Here is a 16,703-nt window from a genome sequence, read left to right on the forward strand (position 1 = left end):
ATCAGGGGCGCGGAAGCACGACGCGCTGGGGAGTGCCGTCGTCGCCGAACCGGGCACCGGCACCCAACAGGATGAAACGCACGGTCCGGGCGATCCGGGCCTCCAGTTCAGCGGGGTCGTTGCTGCCGCGGGCCGCGCTGGAGGACAGCGTGCCGTGGATGAGCTGGGCCTGCTGGCTGATGTCCGCTTCCGGCAGGTAGCCCTGCGCCATGGCATCGCCGAGGATGCCCTGGAGCATGATGCTGAGCTCGCCCACGTGGTCCGCCAGTTTGGCAAAGGACGACGGCGACAGCACCGCCGCCATCGCAGGCCCCGGCGGGAGGTGGCGGCGGCTCAGGTCCTCCACCTGGGTGCGCACGTACAGTGCCAGCCGCTCCACGGGGTTCTCGAGCCGGGCCAGGGATTCCCGGAGCTCCGCGAGGAACCGTTCGGTCTCATCCAGCGCGTAGGCGATCAGGAGCTCTTCGATATCGGCGTAGTAGTTGTAGACCGCGGTGCGCCCCACTCCGGCGTGCCGCGCTACGTCCGTCATGGTCAGCCCCGGCAGGCCGTGGGTGAACAGAAGCTCGCCGAAGGCTGTCAGGACCCGGCGTTGTGTCTCGGCGCGCTGCGCGGCGTTGGTCGCCGCCGAAATCCTGGGCATGCAGACACTTTACCGCGATGTGTCAGTAAACGCGGTCTTTAGACGGCGCAGCCCTCCGGGCCGCACGTTTCGCCGCCGGCAGAGTTAACCAACACCAGCGGATTCGCGTCCTGCCAGGCCTGGTTGAGCGCGGCGGTGAACGTTTCGGCAGGCTGGGCGCCGGAAAGCCCAAATTTGCGGTCGATGACAAAGAACGGGACCCCGCTGATGCCCAGGGCGCGGGCCTCCTCGAAGTCGAAGCGGACGTCGTCAGCGTACTTGTCCGTGGTGAAGAGCCCAGCCACCTCGCCGGCGTCGATCCCCAGATCGCTGCCCAGTGTGGTGAGGTACGCCGTGCTGCCGATGTCCTGGCCGTGCTCGAAGTGGTCGCTGAGGAGACGCTCCTTTGCTGCGTCCTGCTTTCCGTGGGCAGCTGCGAGGTGGATCAGCCGGTGGGCCGTGAAGCTGTTGGCCACCACAACCTTGTCGAAGCGGTAATTCAGGCCTTCGCCCTTGGCCTGCTCCGTGACGTGTTCGAACATCTGCGAGACCTGCTGCGGTGCCATTCCTTTGCGGGTGCTCAGGTAATCGAGTTCGGTGCCGTCGTAGTGCTCGGGGAGGGTGGGGTCCAGCTGGTAGCTCCGCCATGTGACGTCCACCGAACCGCGGTGTTCAAACCCGGACAGGGCGGCTTCGAAACGGCGTTTGCCGATGTAGCACCAGGGACACGCGACGTCTGACCAGATCTCAATCTTCATGTCAGCCACAACTGTGCCTCGCCGGCAGCCATTCCCGGCAGCCGTTGTCTGATCAGTCACACAAGGCACTTGTCAGGGTGCCCCCGGTGGGCGATAGTCGGAATAACAGGTTAAGCAGACGCCTTTTAGGAAAGCCCAGTTGCCAGGTCGGGGGACCTTGGACTGTGATCCCCCGGAGGCGCGCATGCGGATAGGACTTGTAGCAGCACCATGGATTCCCATTCCCCCAGTCGGATACGGCGGCATAGAGAGGGTTGTTGACTCCCTTGCCCGCGGGTTCATCGCGGCGGGGCACGAGGTGCTGCTGGCGGCGGCTTCGGACAGCACCTGTCCGGTACCTTTGGCACCCAACATGAGGCCATCTCAACCCGCCGAACTTGGGTTCACCCTCTCAGAACTAAGCCATGTCATCAGGGCATATGAGAGCATGGCGGACGTCGACATCATCCACGACCACACACTGGCCGGACCACTGTGCACGGCCCGGCGGGGAGCCCCGCCCGTGGTGACCACCATCCACGGCCCGCTCATCCCGGCGTCGGCCGATCTGTACCGTGCCATGGCGGCCGACACCGCCATTATCGGCATCTCCCGCGACCAGACCTCCCACGTGCCCGACGTTCCCGTCACCCGCGTCATCCATCACGGAATGGACGTCGCTGCCGTGCCGGTCGGTTCGGGACAGGGCGGCTACGCCTGCTTTGTCGGCAGGATGTGCCCGGACAAGGGCGTGCTTGAGGCGATCCACATTGCACGCGCCGCCGGCATTCCGCTGCGACTTGCCGCCAAGATGCGCGAACCGGACGAGATCGGGTACTACCGGTCCGTCATTGAGCCGATCCTGGGTTCGAACGAGGAGTTCCTGGGCGAACTGGGGGATGCCGAGAAGTACCACCTCATGGGAGAAGCCGTGGCGTTCCTGAATCCCATCCAATGGTCCGAGCCGTTCGGCCTGGTCATGATTGAGTCCCTGTCGACAGGCACACCCGTGGTGGGCACGCTGATCGGATCCGCCCCCGAAATCGTGGACCACGGCAGGACCGGGTATCTGGGTTCGACCGAAGAACTGCACAGCCTGCTCCCGTTGGCGGCATCGTTGGACAGGGCCCACTGCAGGGACCGTGCCCTCAAGCTCTTCAGCACCGAGAGGATGGTTGCCAACCATCTGGACCTGTACGCAACGCTGCTGGAAAAGAGTCAGCCGCCAGGGGTTCCGGATGGTGCGCACTTGCACCAGAATCGACTACGGGGAACCGTCATCCGGACGCCGGAATCGAGCCCTGGCTCCACCCGGCGGCCATGAGGTAAGGAGAGCATCTAATGACTGCCTGGAACGCCGACACTGAAGCCGATATCGGCGGAACCGACGCAGTAACGCTGGTGGAAGGGTCTTCGTTCTGCATTTCCGCCCACAGCGGCGATATCAGCCCTGAGGGCGGAACCAACGGAGCGTTCTACCAGGACACCCGGATTGTGTCACGCTGGATTCTCCGGATTAACGGCGCACTGCGCGAACCCCTTGTGGCTCATCGTCCCGATGCCTATGAGGCCACCTTCGTGGGCCGGGCAAAGTGGCCGGACGGCCGGTTCGACAGTCCGCTTGTGGTCCGCCAGGACCGGCACATCGGACCTGGCCTCCAGGACGACATCACCCTGGAGAACTATTCCTCGGAGCCTGTCGAATGCGAGATCGAACTCCTGGTGGACGCAGACCAGGCGGACCTCTTCGACGTCAAGGGCGGACGCCTCAGCACCGAGGCCGCCCTGACGAGGAGTGTCCGTGACGGCGAGCTCGTGGTCGAAGCCGTCCGCAACGGCCAGCGGCGTGGATCAGCGGTACGGGCCGCGGGCGCAGAAGTCGCTGAGGACGCTTTGCGTTTCCGCGCGACCATCCCGGCAAGGGGCAAATGGTCCACGTCCGTCATAGTGGTCCCCCTGATCAACCGCATAGCCCCCAAGGAGCCCTTCACAGAGGCGGGACTGCCCCGCCACCGTGAGGGCGTGCAGCGGCACCTGGCGTGGGAAGAAAACGTCCCCCGGATCTCCATGGGGGACAGCAGTATTGAGGCCACACTGCTGCGGAGCCAGGCCGATCTGGGATCACTGCGGATCTTCGACGCCCAGCACCCGGACCGTGCCGCCGTGGCGGCCGGTGCGCCCTGGTTCATGGCGCTGTTCGGGCGGGATTCGCTCCTGTCCTCCTACATGTCCCTCCTGGTGGACTCAACTCTGGCGGTCGGCACCCTGCAGACGCTGGCAGCCATCCAGGGCACCAAAGTGGATGACGATTCCGAAGAAGAGCCCGGCCGCATTCCGCACGAGGTGAGGCTGGGCGTGACGGCCGGCATGGCTCTGGGCGGGACCGCGTATTACGGCACCGCAGACGCCACACCCCTGTTCGTCAGCGTGCTGGGTGAGCTCAGCCGCTGGGGTCTCTCGGATGACGTGATCGAATCCCTGTTGCCGCATGCAGACCGGGCACTTGAATGGATGGAAAAGTACGGGGACCGCGACGGCGACGGTTTCGTGGAGTACCTTCGTCCGAATCCGCACGGGCTGCTGAACCAGGGGTGGAAGGACTCCTGGGACGGGATCAACTTTGCGGACGGGCGGATGGCCGAGCCTCCCATCGCGTTGTGCGAGGTCCAGGGGTACGTCTATTCCGCCTATGTGGCCCGCTCTCTGCTGGCACGCTCAGCCGGGGACACCGAAAAAGAGTCCTACTGGGCTGAGCGCGCTGTCACGCTGAAGAAGGCCTTCAACGAGAAATTCTGGCTGCCGGACAAGGGCTATTTCGCCGTGGCACTGGATAAGGACAAAAATCCGGTGGACGCCTGCACGTCAAACATGGGCCACTGCCTCTGGGTGGGCATCGTCGATGAGGATAAAGCCCCGTCGGTGGTGGAACACCTGATGTCGCCGGAGATGTTCACCGGTTGGGGGATCCGCACGCTGGCCTCGAACATGGGCGCCTACAACCCCGTGAGCTACCACAACGGATCGGTCTGGCCCCACGACTCGGCCCTGGTTGCCACCGGTCTCATGCGCTATGGCTTTGTGGCCGAGGCAAAGCGTGTGGCGCGCGGAATTTTCGACGCGGCCGCCCATTTTGACGGGCAACTGCCGGAACTCTTCTGCGGCTTTGACCGGACCGAGTTCTATGGCCCCGTCCCGTATCCCACCGCCTGTTCCCCGCAGGCCTGGGCAGCAGCGGCACCCATCCAGCTTGCCCGGATCCTGCTGCGTTTTGATCCGGACTTTACCCGCGGTGTTGTTCACCTGGCCCCCATCCTTGCCGAGGAAAAGGGTGACTTCAGGGCCGAAAACGTCCGTCTGGGGCACGACCGGATCACCATCAGTGCCAACCGGACCGAGGGGAGCATCGAGGGCCTGCCCCCGGGACTGAAGCTGTTGAAGGAGCCCCGTCCCCCGCTGGACGAAGGCTTCGGTGGCCGGGCCGGCGGCTAGGGAAGGCACTTGTCAGGCAACGGTTCTGTCAGGGAACGGCGCGCTCCAGGACAAAATCGTGCTCCACGGTGGTGCCCAGCCGGAACGACTTGCTGCCCACTTTACGGAAGCCTGACTTTTCGTAGAACCGGATGGCACGGGCGTTCTGGCTGTTGACCCCGAGCCACACCCCGGCTGCACCGGTTCCCGCCGCTGCCTCGAGGCTGGCGTGCATCAATTCAGCTGCGGCGCCCAGCCCGTGGTGCTCAGGGTGGACATAGCATTTGCTCAGCTCGACTGACGGAAGGACCGTCAGGGCGGAGGCCACGTCCGGGTCCTCCGCCGGCCGGTTCACGAGCAGGCTGTAGCCCCGCAGTCCACCGTCGGAGTCGATGACCAGGATGGTGACAGCCGGGTCGGCAAGGTAGCTCCGGAAGTGCCGTTCGCTGAGCGTATTGGCCAGGTGGGCGGCAATGTCCTCAGGTGAGGCCGACGGCGGGCAGGCCAGTGGGAACGTGACGGCCGCGAGTGCGGCGAGCGGTCCGGCGTCGTCCGCTGTTGCCTTTCGGATGGTGTGGCTCATGGAGGGATTCTACGTGCGATCCCCCTGGGGTTTGGTGCTGAAGGCGGCGTCGAAGGAGGTGTTCGAGGCGGGGAAGTCGAAGTTTTTGAGCGCGGCGAGGGCTTCGGGGGCGCCGTGGAGGCGGTCCATGCCTGCGTCTTCCCATTCGATGGAGATGGGGCCGTCGTAGCCGATGGCAGCCAACGCCCGGAAGGATGATTCCCACGGCACGTCGCCGCGGCCGGCGGAGACGAAGTCCCAGCCGCGGCGGGGGTCGCCCCAGGCCAGGTGGGAGCCGAGGACGGTGTTCCGGCCGGTCTGGCGGAGCTTGGTGTCCTTGCAGTCCACGTGGTAGATCCGGTCCTTGAAGTCCCAGATGAAGGAGACCGGGTCCATGCCCTGCCACATCATGTGCGAGGGGTCCCAGTTCAGGCCGAACGCCTCGCGGTGGCCGATCGCTTCGAGGGTCCGGACCGTGGTCCAGTAGTCGTAGGCGATCTCACTCGGGTGGACCTCGTGGGCGAAGCGGACCCCGCATTCGTCGAAGACGTCCAGGATGGGGTTCCAACGGTCCGCGAAGTCCTGGTATCCGGCGTCGATGACCTTCTCCGGGACGGGCGGGAACATCGCCACGTACTGCCAGATGGAGGAGCCGGTGAAGCCGACGACGGTGTCCACGCCGAGTGCTTTGGCGAGCCGGGCGGTGTGTTTCATTTCCTCGGCGGCGCGGGTGCGGACGCCCTCAGGGTCCCCGTCGCCCCATACCTTGGACCCGACGATGGCTTCGTGGCGGAAGTCGATGGGGTCGTCGCACACGGCCTGGCCCTTGAGGTGGTTGGAGATGGCCCAGACCTTGAGGTTGTACTTGTCCAGGACGGCGAGTTTGGACTCGACGTAGCCGGGTTCGTCCCAGCGCCAGGCGTCCAGGTGGTCCCCGGAGACGGCGATTTCCAGGCCGTCGTAGCCCCAGCCGGATGCCAGGCGCGCGACTTCCTCGAAGGGGAGGTCGGCCCACTGACCGGTGAACAGGGTGTACGGGCGGGGCATGTCAGGCTCCTTCTGCGGGGGCGGTGTCTGCGGGTGCGTTGTGTACGGGCTGGACGGCGTGGGCCAGGTTGATGAGGGTGCTGTTCGCGGCGGCGGATTCCTCCACGGCGGCCAGGATGCGCTGGACTGCGAGTCCGTCGTCGAACGACGACGTGGGCGGGGTTCCGTTGCCGATGGCCAGCAGGAAGTCGCGGACCTGGTGGGTGAAGGCGTGTTCCCAGCCGATGATGTGGCCCTGCGGCCACCACGCTTGAAGGTAGGGGTGTTCGGGTTCGGTGACCAGGATCCGGCGGTAGCCCTGTTCCCGGGCCGGTGCGGTGGCATCGAGGAAGCGGAGTTCGTTGAGGTTTTCGAGGTCGAAAAGGATGGATCCTTTGTCGCCGTAGACCTCCAGCTGCAGCGAGTTCTTCCGGCCGGTGGCCACCCGGGATACCTCCACTGAGGCGATTGCCCCTGAGGCGAGCGAGAGGGTTAACCAGGCGGCGTCGTCGACCGTTACGTCCTCCAGCCCGTCCTCGGGACCACTTGCACGGGGGCGGCGGGTGGTGAACGTGTGCGTCCGGCCGGACACCTCGGTGGCCGTGTCCCCGAGCAGGAACAGGACCTGGTCGATGGCGTGGCTGGCGATGTCACCGAGCGCTCCGGAACCCGCCGACTCCTTCCTGAGCCGCCAGGTCATGGGTGCTGTTTCGTCCGCGAGCCAGTCCTGGAGGTAGGCGGCGCGGACGTGCCGGACGGTCCCCAGCCGGCCCTCGGCGATCAGTTCCTTCGCCAGGGCAAGGGCGGGGACCCGGCGGTAGGTGAACCCGACCATGGACTGGACGCCCCGGGCCCTGGCTGCCTGGGCAGCGGCGGTCATGGCTTCAGCTTCCTCAAGGGTGTTGGCGAGCGGCTTCTCCAAGAGCACGTGCTTGCCCGCCTCGAGGGCCGCGATCGCGATCTCGGCGTGCAGCCATCCCGGAGCGCAGATATCCACGATGTGGATGTCGTCCCGGCCCAGGACAGTGCGCCAGTCCGTGGCAGTCTCAGCCCAGCCGTACTTCGCAGCGGCCTCGGCCACCCCGGCGGCGTCCCGGCCCACCAGGACTTTCTGCTCGAAAGCCGGGACATCGAAGTAGCTGGCCACATTGCGCCACGCATGGGAATGGGCCTTGCCCATAAACGCGTAGCCGATCATCGCCACACCCAGCGGTTTCCCTTCCGGGTGCGGGCTTGTGGGGAGTGATTCCGGTGGAGTCATGGTCAGTTCCTAGAGGGTGGCAGTTTCCGGGGCCCAGTCCTCGGGGAGGGCCGGGGACGCGGGAGCGGAGCTGTCGACGGCCACGAACGTGCCGGAGTCCACGGACTCGGAGATCGAGACCATGGCGTCCAGCACGTGGTAAGCCAGCTTGCCCGTGGCGCGGTGGGGGACACCGGCACGGAGTGAACGCGCCATGTCCAGGACGCCCATGCCGCGGCCGTTCGCCGGGCCGGTGGCGGGGATTATGGTCCAGTCATCGTCCCCGGCCCGCCAGAGCCGGAGGTCGCCGTCGAAGTGGTTAGGGTCCGGGAGGGAGAGCGTGGCCTCGGTGCCGGTGATTTCCACGAAACCCATCCGGACGCGCGGAGACTCGAAGGAGAAGACGCTGTGGGAGGATGCGCCGCTTTCGAACTGCGCCATCGCGGACACGTGCGTGGGTACGTCAACGGTGAATTCCTCGCCCAGCTTGGGGCCGGAGCCGATGACCCGGACTTCCTTGGACTTGGAGCCGATCGCCGCCACCTTGCGGATGGACCCGAACGTCTGGACCAGGGTGGTGAGGTAGTACGGGCCCATGTCGAACAGCGGCCCCGCGCCGTACTGGAACAGGAACGCAGGATTGGGGTGCCATGACTCCGGGCCTGGGGTCTGGAAGGTCGTCATCGCAGTCAGCGGGGTGCCGATGTCGCCGCGTTCGATGATCCGCCGGGAGGTCTGCAGTCCTGCCCCGAGGAAGGTGTCCGGGGCACAGCCGAGGCGGATCCCGGCGTCGTCGGCGGTCTTGAGCAGTCCAAGCCCCGAATCCCGGTCCAGCGAGAACGGCTTTTCGGTCCAGACATGCTTCCCTGCCCTGACGGCGGCGGTGGCCACCTCCACGTGGGCGGCCGGGATGGTCAGGTTGACGATGATTTCGACGTCGGGATGGTTCAGTGCGGCGTCAACGCCGCCCCACTCGGGGATGCCGTATTCCCTGGCACGCGCCTGGGCGGCTTCCTCGAAGAGGTCGGCAATGACGAGCACTTTGAGGTCGGGGAAAACAGTGAGGTTGTCCAGATACTGCTTGCTGATGTTTCCGGCGCCGATGACGGCGACGCCCACCGGCCCCCGGCCTGATCCGTCCCCCGTTCGTACCGCGCTCACGACTTGCCGGTCCCGGCTGCCGCAGCGTCGGCGGCGTTCAGGAAGGCGAGGCTCTCGGCGATCCCTTCGAAAATGTCACCGTCATAGTCATCAAACTCAACGACGCCGGTCTCCAGGGATTGTGCCGCGGCGATGACATCCAGGACGGCAACCTTGCCCTTCCCGGCTGGCAGCTGGGACTTGGTTTCAGTGGTCAGCGGGCCGTCCTTGATGTGGATGAGTTTCACGCGGTCCCCGAGTTTGGTCAGGATGTCCACGGGGTCCTGTCCGCCCACGGCCACCCAGTAGGTGTCCACCTCAAGGACGAGTTCGGGGTCCAGCAGATCGGCGAAGTACTCCAAGGCCGTGCGCCCCTCGATGGTGGACTCCAACTCCCATGCATGGTTGTGGTAACCCACGCGGATGCCGTATTCAGAGCCCTTTTTGGCGGCGGCGTTGAGTCCGGCTGCGGTTGCCTGGATGTCCTCAGCAGTCTGCCAGCGGTCGGCCGCGATGAACGGGTCAATGACCGTGCTGATGCCCAGATCCCTGGCAGCGGCGAAGATTTCATCCTGGTCCTGGCTAAGCAGGGGTGCGTGGCCGGACGGCGCGGTGAGGCCGTTCTCCTTCAGGGCAGCGCCAAGTTCCTTGGCAGTGGCGACGAAGTTGTACGGCTCCACCTGCGTGAAGCCGATCCCGGCGACCCGCCGGATGGTGCCAGGCAGGTCCTCCTGGATGGCATTGCGCAGGGTGTACAGCTGGAGTGAGTACGGCATGGGGCTCTCCTGAAATCTGAAGACGGTTCAACCAAGAACGATTCCTCCCAAGCTAGGACCACTTTTGCCGGGCGTCAAGCAAAAGATGCTTGCGAGTCCATTTCCTTTCCTCGCGTGACATGCAGAAGCACCGTGTGTTATTCATGTTTCATGACCTTGAACCTTGGCCCCCAACCGGCTGCAGCCGACGCAGGAGGCAGCCTGGCGCGCGCCGGTGACCTGTTCCAGCTGTTGCGGGACGGAAAGGCGAGGACCCGCGCCGAACTTGCCCTGACCACAGGGCTGGCGCGTTCCACTGTGGCGTCCCGGATCGATGCCTTGCTCCTGTCCGGACTGGTGGGTCCCGCGGGGGAGGCTAATTCCAGTGGCGGCAGGCCGCCGTCGCGCTTTGCCTTCAACCCCGCGGCACGGACCGTGCTGGCGGTCGACGTCGGGGCCACCCACGTGATCGTTGCCGTCACCGATCTCAGCGGGCGGGTGCTGGCCGAACAGCGCCTGGCCCAGGATGTTGCTGCCGGCCCCGAGGCTGTGCTGGACCGGGTGGTGGGCGAGGGCCTGGCGCTCCTCGCCAAGGCCGGCCGGACCGCCTCGGACCTGTCAGGCATCGGCATCGGCCTGCCCGGTCCGGTGGAGCACAACACCGGACGGCCGGTGAAGCCCCCCATCATGCCGGGCTGGGACGGGTTCGACGTCGTCAGTTACGTCCAGCGCTCGCTGCCGGTGCCGGTGCTGGTGGATAACGATGTCAACATCATGGCGCTGGGAGAACGTACCGCGCACTGGCCCGAGCACAGCAATTTCCTGTTTATCAAGGTGGCTACCGGCATCGGTGCAGGGATTATCGGCAACGGTGAACTGCAGCGCGGAGCCAACGGCACAGCGGGCGATCTTGGCCACGTCCGGGTACCCCGCGGTGACGAGGTCATGTGCCGTTGTGGCAACACCGGTTGCCTGGAGGCGCTTGCGTCCGGGCCAGCACTTGCCGCGGAACTTAGCCGCCGTGGCGTTCCGGCGAGCAAGGGCAGCGACGTCCGGCGGCTGGTCGACGAGGGCAACCTGCAGGCCATCCAGGCCTTGCGCCAGGCAGGCCGCGACCTGGGGGATGTGCTGGCCACGGTGGTGAACCTGCTCAATCCTTCAGTCATCGTCATCGGCGGAAGTTTGGGCCAGACCGGCGAACACCTCATGGCGGGTGTCCGGGAAGTGGTTTACCGCCGCTCGCTGCCGTTGGCAACAACGAATCTGAGGATCGCCCTCTCCGTGGCCGGAGACCAGGCCGCGATCCTCGGGGCAAGCCAGATGGTCACCCAGTACGTCCTCTCGCCGGCCGCCGTCGAGGCGACGCTCCAGGCGGCTGGCTAACGCGCTTCAGGGACTGAGTACGCGGACCGGCGACCCCGCAAGCCACGCGCTGACATCCTCAAAAGCGCCACCATAGAACTGGCTGTAACTCTCCCGGGTGACGTAGCCAAGGTGCGGGGACAGCACGGTGTTCGGGGCGCCGAGGAGGGGGTTGCCCGCCGGGAGCGGCTCTTCGTCGAACACGTCAAGGGCAGCTCCCCGGATCCAGCCTTCGTTCAAGGCGCGCACCAAGGCGTCCTGGTTGATCAAGGGTCCCCTCGCGGTGTTCACCAAAAGGCCTTCCGGCCCGAGCAGCCGCAGTTCCGGTTCGCCCACAATCCCCTCGGAGCGGGGAGAGAGCCGCAGGTGGAGGGTGGCGACGTCGGAATTCCTGAAAAGCTCTTCCTTGCTGACTTTCCGGGCGCCCGCCTCTTTCGCCGCCTCAGCGGTCAGGTTCTGGCTCCAGGCCAGCACTTCCATGCCGAAGGCCTGCCCGTAGGTTGCGATCCGCCGCCCGATCCTGCCCAGGCCCACTATCCCCAGTGTCTTCCCTGCAAGCTCGGTTCCCACCGACGTCTGCCAGGTTCCGGCCCGCAGTGAGTTCTCCTCGGCCGGGAGATTGCGGGCAAGCGCCAGGAGCAGGGCCCAGGTCAGTTCCGGGGCGGCGGTGGGGGAACCAGGCGTGCCGCACACGGTGATGCCGAGTTCGCCGGCCGCTTCAACGTCGATGGCGGCGTTCGCCATGCCGGTGGTGACGAGCAGTTTGAGGGCGGGAAGTTTCTCCAGCACGGCGCGGGGGAAGGGCGTCCGCTCCCGCATAGCCACGACGATCTGGCAGTCGACGAGCGCTGCCACCAGCGCATCCGGGGACTGGAACGGTTCACGGAAGACGGACGTCAAGACGCCTGCCTGCTCCAAGGAGGCCCAGTCGGCGAAGCCGTGCGCTACGTCCTGGTAGTCGTCAAGGATGGCAAGCCGCTGCTGCATGTCTGGTCCTTCGTCCGTGTGCTGGGCCGTGATGTTCATCCTAGGCCCCCTCGTCCGGGGCTGCTTGAAGGGAAGGGCGTGATAGCAATGGAGTGATGAAATCACTTTTAAGCCTCCCGGAGATCCGGTGAGCGGGCAGTTCATGGCAAAAGTTCCGAAATCCTGGATCCTGCTTGCCTGCATCGGACTGCTCGCACTGAACCTGCGCGGACCGTTCGTGGCCGTGGCTCCCGTAGTGGATGTCATGCAGGCGGACCTCGGCTTTTCGCCCGTGGTACTCGGGCTCCTCACCAGCATCCCCGTGCTTTGCTTTGCGCTCGCTGCCCCGCTGGCGTCCCTGACGACGCGGCGTTTGGGCGCCGAATTCGCCGTGTCGCTCACCATCCTGGGCGTACTGGCCGGAGTGATCGTCCGCTCGGCCGGCGGTCCGGCGCTCGTGCTGGTGGGAACGGTGATGATTGGCCTGGCCATCACCATCGGCAATATCGCGGTTCCCTTGATAGTCCGCCGTGACTTCTCGCCGCGGCGCCAGGGCACCGCAATGGGTGTCTACACGGCGGCCCTGAACATCGGATCGTTCCTGACATCCATGGTGGCGGCGCCGCTCGCCGAGCTGGCCGGTTGGCAGCTCTCCCTCGCATCCGTCGGCATTCTGGCGGTGGCGGCGATCGTCTTCTGGACGTTCGCAGTAGGTCCCCGCACCGCCTTTGTCCCCTCCGCGGACGTGGTTCCCGGCGGACAGGAGCATCCGGCGGTCAAGGGTTCCGGCTGGATCACCGCAGGACTTACCGCAGGCTTCGCCGGACAGGCTTTTTCCTACTACGCCGTGACCGCCTGGCTGCCGAGCTACCTCAACGATGAGCTGGCGATGTCGGCTTCGGCCGCCGGTGCAGGGTCCTCGCTGTTCCAGATTTTCGCCATCGTCGGCGGGCTCGGTGTCCCGCTTGCCACCAAATATTTCAGTACGACGACGACGGCGGTCACCTTGGGAGTGCTGTGGGTGACGGTGCCGGGCGGGCTGATGCTCGCGCCGCAGCTGTGGTGGCTCTGGTCCACCTTTGGCGGCGTTGCCCAGGGCGGGGGCATCACCCTGATTTTCATTGCCATCATCAAACTGGCCCGGGACCAGGCGTCGGCCGGCCGGATGTCCGCCACCGTCCAGGGGATCGGGTACTGCTTCGCTGCCGTGGCCCCGCCCCTTGTCGGGTTCGTCCACGGCGCCACCGGTTCCTGGACGCCGGCGCTGCTGCTGATCCTGGCCTCGACGCTGGCCTTCTTCCTCAGTACCACCCTCTCCGTGCGGCTGGTGCCCAAGGGCCGCTGACCCGCCCCGCCGACGTCGTACTCTTCCTTTCCCGTACCTTGCCCGCCACTCCACTTCACTACCGCCACTCCACTCCCGATGCTCTGGCAGATCCTGCCGCAAACGCCGGCACGCTCTATCACTCTCTTCTGGAGAGTGATAGAGCGTGCCGGGTTTTCCTGCGTTAAGTGAGAGAGCGTCGCCAGGGGTGTGCCGCTATGGTGCGTCCCGGCGTCGGCTCGTGTTGAAAGGTGCTTCCGTCGCCGGGCCGGCTCCCCGGATCTCGGGGTTCCTGTTGCGAAGGGCGTGCCGGCCCGGCGGACGGAATTCTGTGGCTGCTGCCTTTAAGCGGCGGCGAGTTCCTCTGCGGAGGCCTTTGTTTTGGCTTCCGTGAGGTAGCGGGCGTAGGCCGGGAGGGTGAGGAACGAGGGGAAGTCCTGGGCGAGCGTGACCTCTTCGAAGATGTCGCGGGCGTCCTCGAAGCGGTCGCCGTCGAAGCGTTCCAGTCGGGCGAACTCTTCGTCGAGGAGTTCCTCGATCCAGTGGTGGGTGATTATTTCGCCGTGATCGGTGATGGCGGAGGCGTACATCCACTGCCAGAGCTGGGAGCGGGAGATTTCCGCGGTGGCGGCGTCCTCCATGAGGTTGTGGATGGCCACTGCACCGTTGCCCCGGAGCCAGGATTCGATGTAGCGGATGCCTACTTCGATGTTGTTCCGGATGCCCTGCTCGGTGATGGTCCCTTCGGTGGCAGCCACGTTGATGAGGGCGGCGTCGTCCGGGATCACGTCCTCGCGGGTGCGTTCGAGCTGGTTGGGGCGTTCGCCGAGGATGGAGTCGAACACCTCGCGGCAGACCGGCACGAGGTCCGGGTGCGCCACCCAGGAGCCGTCGAAGCCGTCGTTGGCCTCGCGCGTCTTGTCGGCACGGACCTTCTCGAAGGCGTTGGTGTTGGCGGCTTCGTCCTTGCGGTTGGGGACTGCTGCTGCCATGCCTCCGATGGCCATGGCGCCGCGCTTGTGGCAGGCGCGGACCAGCTGCTCGGTGTAGGCGCGCATGAAGGGCTGGGTCATGGTCACCTGGCCGCGGTCCGGGAGGACGAAGCGGGGGCCGCGGGTGCGGAAGTTCTTGATCAGGGAGAAGATGTAGTCCCAGCGGCCGGCGTTCAGGCCTGCGGCGTGATCGCGCAGTTCGTAGAGGATCTCCTCCATTTCGAACGCGGCGGTGATGGTTTCGATCAGCACGGTGGCGCGGATGGTGCCCTGCGGGATGCCGAGCAGGTCCTGGGCGAGGATGAAGATGTCGTTCCACAGCCGTGCTTCGAGGTGGTTCTCGATCTTGGGCAGGTAGAAGTAGGGGCCTTTGCCCTGGGCCAGGAGGCGGCGGGCGTTGTGGAAGAAGAACAGGCCGAAGTCCACGATGCCGCCGGCGATCGGGGCGCCGTCGATGATCATGTGCTTCTCGGGCAGGTGCCAGCCGCGGGGGCGGACCACGATGGTGGGCAGTTCGCCGGCGGGGCGGAGCTTGTATTCCTTGCCTTCGGGGGAGGTGAAATCGATCCGGCGTTCCAGGGCGTCGGTGAGGTTCAGCTGCCCTTTGATGATGTTGCGCCAGGTGGGGGTGGAGGAGTCCTCCATGTCCGCGAGCCAGACCTTCGCGCCGGAGTTCAGGGCGTTGATGGTCATTTTCTGGTCCACGGGTCCGGTGATTTCCACGCGGCGGTCCTCCAGGCCCGGGGCCGGGGGAGCGACACGCCAGGACGGGTCGTTGCGGATGTCCTCGGTTTCCCGGAGGAACCGGGGGTCCTGGCCGGCAGCGATCTCGGCCCGCCGGGTCCGCCGTGCCTGCAGCAGTTCCTGCCGGCGCTCGGCAGTGGCCCGGTGCAGTTTCGCGACGAACTCCAGAGCGTCCGGAGTAAGAACCTCGTTCTGCCGGCAGATGGGCTGAGCGGTCATGGTGATTCCGTTGATCGTGAAGTCGTCAGTAAAGCTGTTCATGGCGTTTGCTCCTTAAAAGTCCACTGTTGCTCTATCACTTTTGGTTGCCAAAACGGCTTGATAAGGACCAAAAGTGATAGAGCAACGGGTGGGGAAGGGTGGGGAAAGTCTTAGTGGAACTGGCCCTCTTCGGTCGATCCGACCAAGGCGAGGGTGGATGCGTTCGGGTTGAGCGCAGTGGCGATGTCGTCGAAGTAGCCGGTGCCGACTTCGCGCTGGTGTTTGGTTGCGGTGTAGCCGCGGGATTCGGAGGCGAATTCCTTTTCCTGGAGCTCGACGTACGCGCTCATGCCTTCACGGGCGTAACCGTGGGCGAGATCGAACATTGAGTAGTTCAGGGCGTGGAAGCCGGCCAGGGTGATGAACTGGAACGTGAAGCCCATGGCGCCGAGTTCACGCTGGAACTTGGCGATGGTGGCATCGTCCAGGTGCTTGCGCCAGTTGAACGACGGCGAGCAGTTGTAGGAGAGCATCTGGTCCGGGAAGTCGGCCTTGACGGCCTCGGCGAACTTCTTGGCCAGCTCCAGGTCCGGGGTGCCCGTCTCCATCCAGATGAGGTCGGAGTACGGGGCGTAGGCCTTGGCGCGGGCGATGCAGGGTTCGATGCCGTTGCGTACCTTGTAGAAACCTTCCGGGGTGCGTTCGCCGGTGACGAATTCCTGGTCGCGGGGATCGACGTCGGAGGTGATCAGGGTGGCTGCCTCGGCGTCGGTGCGGGCGATGACCACGGACGGGGTGCCGGCGACGTCCGCGGCGAGGCGGGCGGCGTTCAGCGTGCGGACGTGCTGCTGGGTGGGGATGAGGACCTTGCCGCCGAGGTGGCCGCACTTCTTCTCCGAGGCGAGCTGGTCTTCCCAGTGCACGCCTGCGGCGCCGGCCTGGATCATGGACTTCATGAGCTCGTAGGCGTTCAGCGGGCCACCGAAACCGGCCTCGGCGTCGGCAACGATCGGGACCATCCAGTCCTCAACAGTCTGGACACCCTCGGAGAACTCGATCTGGTCGGCCCGGAGCAAAGCGTTGTTGATGCGGCGGACCACGGTGGGGACAGAGTTGGCCGGGTAGAGGGACTGGTCCGGGTAGGTGTGGCCGGAGTTGTTGGCGTCCGCGGCGACCTGCCAGCCGGAGAGGTAGATGGCGCGCAGGCCGGCTTTGACCTGCTGCACGGCCTGGTTGCCGGTCAGGGCGCCCAGGGCGTTCGTGTAGCCGCCGGTCTTGTGCTCTTCGGTGAGCTGCTTCCACAGCTTCTCGGAGCCGCGTCGGGCCAGGGTGTGCTCTTCGGAGACGCGGCCGCGGAGCTTGACGACGTCCGAGGCCTTGTAGTCACGGGTCACCCCTTCCCAGCGGGGATTGGCGGCCCACTCAAGCTCCAGGGCGGCAGCCTGCTGTTCGGGCGTCTGCTGGGTGGGCTCAAATGCTGCAGTCATCGTTGATCTCCTTGATTGAGCTCCGGGGGATTATCCGCCGGCAGGAACTGCTCCGTTGCAGTTCCGGCCGGCGACCC

At 65.7% G+C, this 16,703-nt stretch carries 14 protein-coding genes; 4 read left to right on the forward strand and 10 right to left on the reverse strand.

Annotated features, from left to right (window positions below):
• Nucleotide 1: 1 nt before the first annotated feature.
• Entirely contained in the window at nucleotides 2-643 is a 642-nt protein-coding gene (locus ACS5PJ_RS13490; protein ID WP_439435378.1) for a TetR/AcrR family transcriptional regulator, read from the reverse strand.
• A 38-nt stretch (nucleotides 644-681) separates the two neighbouring features.
• The gene (locus ACS5PJ_RS13495; RefSeq protein WP_439435379.1) at nucleotides 682-1,440 is read right to left on the reverse strand and encodes a DsbA family oxidoreductase; all 759 of its coding nucleotides are present in this window, start codon (nucleotides 1,438-1,440) and stop codon (nucleotides 682-684) included.
• 124 nt (nucleotides 1,441-1,564) lie between these two features.
• Between ACS5PJ_RS13495 and ACS5PJ_RS13500 the strand changes: the two genes are divergently transcribed.
• Entirely contained in the window at nucleotides 1,565-2,683 is a 1,119-nt protein-coding gene (locus tag ACS5PJ_RS13500; RefSeq protein WP_439435380.1) for a glycosyltransferase family 4 protein, read from the forward strand.
• A 17-nt stretch (nucleotides 2,684-2,700) separates the two neighbouring features.
• A complete protein-coding gene (locus ACS5PJ_RS13505; protein ID WP_439435381.1) occupies nucleotides 2,701-4,848 on the forward strand; it encodes an amylo-alpha-1,6-glucosidase in 2,148 nt (715 codons plus the stop codon).
• A 28-nt stretch (nucleotides 4,849-4,876) separates the two neighbouring features.
• Here the strand turns inward: ACS5PJ_RS13505 and ACS5PJ_RS13510 are convergent, their stop codons facing one another.
• From ACS5PJ_RS13510 to ACS5PJ_RS13530, 5 genes are read right to left on the reverse strand one after another with little or no spacing between them, the layout of a single operon-like run.
• Nucleotides 4,877-5,410 (reverse strand): GNAT family N-acetyltransferase, encoded by a 534-nt coding sequence (locus tag ACS5PJ_RS13510; protein ID WP_439435382.1) that lies wholly within the window; start codon nucleotides 5,408-5,410, stop codon nucleotides 4,877-4,879.
• Nucleotides 5,411-5,419: 9 nt separating this feature from the next.
• On the reverse strand, nucleotides 5,420-6,436 hold the full coding sequence (locus ACS5PJ_RS13515; RefSeq protein WP_439435383.1) for a sugar phosphate isomerase/epimerase family protein: 1,017 nt from the start codon (nucleotides 6,434-6,436) through the stop codon (nucleotides 5,420-5,422).
• Nucleotide 6,437: 1 nt separating this feature from the next.
• Nucleotides 6,438-7,676 carry a Gfo/Idh/MocA family protein gene (locus tag ACS5PJ_RS13520; RefSeq protein WP_439435384.1) on the reverse strand — a complete coding sequence of 413 codons (1,239 nt, stop codon included), beginning with the start codon at nucleotides 7,674-7,676 and terminating at the stop codon, nucleotides 6,438-6,440.
• A 9-nt stretch (nucleotides 7,677-7,685) separates the two neighbouring features.
• The gene (locus tag ACS5PJ_RS13525; RefSeq protein WP_439435385.1) at nucleotides 7,686-8,816 is read right to left on the reverse strand and encodes a Gfo/Idh/MocA family protein; all 1,131 of its coding nucleotides are present in this window, start codon (nucleotides 8,814-8,816) and stop codon (nucleotides 7,686-7,688) included.
• Nucleotides 8,813-9,571, reverse strand: coding sequence for a sugar phosphate isomerase/epimerase family protein (locus ACS5PJ_RS13530; protein ID WP_439435386.1), 759 nt, complete (start codon nucleotides 9,569-9,571; stop codon nucleotides 8,813-8,815). Before ACS5PJ_RS13530 ends, ACS5PJ_RS13525 begins: the two co-directional genes overlap by 4 nt.
• A 150-nt stretch (nucleotides 9,572-9,721) precedes the next feature.
• On the opposite strand from ACS5PJ_RS13530, the gene ACS5PJ_RS13535 reads away from it, so the two are divergent.
• The gene (locus ACS5PJ_RS13535) at nucleotides 9,722-10,933 is read left to right on the forward strand and encodes an ROK family protein (protein WP_439435387.1); all 1,212 of its coding nucleotides are present in this window, start codon (nucleotides 9,722-9,724) and stop codon (nucleotides 10,931-10,933) included.
• A gap of 6 nt (nucleotides 10,934-10,939) precedes the next feature.
• Here the strand turns inward: ACS5PJ_RS13535 and ACS5PJ_RS13540 are convergent, their stop codons facing one another.
• Nucleotides 10,940-11,899, reverse strand: a complete 960-nt coding sequence (locus ACS5PJ_RS13540; RefSeq protein WP_439435431.1) for a D-2-hydroxyacid dehydrogenase family protein — start codon at nucleotides 11,897-11,899, stop codon at nucleotides 10,940-10,942.
• A 142-nt stretch (nucleotides 11,900-12,041) separates the two neighbouring features.
• On the opposite strand from ACS5PJ_RS13540, the gene ACS5PJ_RS13545 reads away from it, so the two are divergent.
• Entirely contained in the window at nucleotides 12,042-13,223 is a 1,182-nt protein-coding gene (locus tag ACS5PJ_RS13545; RefSeq protein WP_439435388.1) for an MFS transporter, read from the forward strand.
• Between the two features lie 323 nt (nucleotides 13,224-13,546).
• On the opposite strand, the gene aceB is transcribed toward ACS5PJ_RS13545, so the two are convergent.
• Together aceB and aceA are read right to left on the reverse strand one after the other, a co-directional pair.
• On the reverse strand, nucleotides 13,547-15,199 hold the full coding sequence (aceB, locus tag ACS5PJ_RS13550) for a malate synthase A (RefSeq protein WP_439435389.1): 1,653 nt from the start codon (nucleotides 15,197-15,199) through the stop codon (nucleotides 13,547-13,549).
• A gap of 110 nt (nucleotides 15,200-15,309) precedes the next feature.
• On the reverse strand, nucleotides 15,310-16,626 hold the full coding sequence (gene aceA / locus ACS5PJ_RS13555; protein WP_439435390.1) for an isocitrate lyase: 1,317 nt from the start codon (nucleotides 16,624-16,626) through the stop codon (nucleotides 15,310-15,312).
• Nucleotides 16,627-16,703: the final 77 nt, after the last annotated feature.

The organism is Pseudarthrobacter cremeus (assembly GCF_051857465.1).
Taxonomy (GTDB): Bacteria; Actinomycetota; Actinomycetes; order Actinomycetales; family Micrococcaceae; genus Arthrobacter.

Bases quoted from the DNA above. Each gene is read 5' to 3' on its own strand.
- ACS5PJ_RS13540 (WP_439435431.1), bottom strand. From the start codon at position 11,899: ATGCAGCAGCGGCTTGCCATCCTTGACGACTACCAGGACGTAGCGCAC.
- ACS5PJ_RS13515 (WP_439435383.1), bottom strand. From the start codon at position 6,436: ATGCCCCGCCCGTACACCCTGTTCACCGGTCAGTGGGCCGACCTCCCC.
- ACS5PJ_RS13545 (WP_439435388.1), top strand. From the start codon at position 12,042: ATGGCAAAAGTTCCGAAATCCTGGATCCTGCTTGCCTGCATCGGACTG.
- aceB (WP_439435389.1), bottom strand. From the start codon at position 15,199: ATGAACAGCTTTACTGACGACTTCACGATCAACGGAATCACCATGACC.
- ACS5PJ_RS13530 (WP_439435386.1), bottom strand. From the start codon at position 9,571: ATGCCGTACTCACTCCAGCTGTACACCCTGCGCAATGCCATCCAGGAG.
- aceA (WP_439435390.1), bottom strand. From the start codon at position 16,626: ATGACTGCAGCATTTGAGCCCACCCAGCAGACGCCCGAACAGCAGGCT.
- ACS5PJ_RS13535 (WP_439435387.1), top strand. From the start codon at position 9,722: ATGACCTTGAACCTTGGCCCCCAACCGGCTGCAGCCGACGCAGGAGGC.
- ACS5PJ_RS13500 (WP_439435380.1), top strand. From the start codon at position 1,565: ATGCGGATAGGACTTGTAGCAGCACCATGGATTCCCATTCCCCCAGTC.
- ACS5PJ_RS13520 (WP_439435384.1), bottom strand. From the start codon at position 7,676: ATGACTCCACCGGAATCACTCCCCACAAGCCCGCACCCGGAAGGGAAA.
- ACS5PJ_RS13490 (WP_439435378.1), bottom strand. From the start codon at position 643: ATGCCCAGGATTTCGGCGGCGACCAACGCCGCGCAGCGCGCCGAGACA.
- ACS5PJ_RS13505 (WP_439435381.1), top strand. From the start codon at position 2,701: ATGACTGCCTGGAACGCCGACACTGAAGCCGATATCGGCGGAACCGAC.
- ACS5PJ_RS13510 (WP_439435382.1), bottom strand. From the start codon at position 5,410: ATGAGCCACACCATCCGAAAGGCAACAGCGGACGACGCCGGACCGCTC.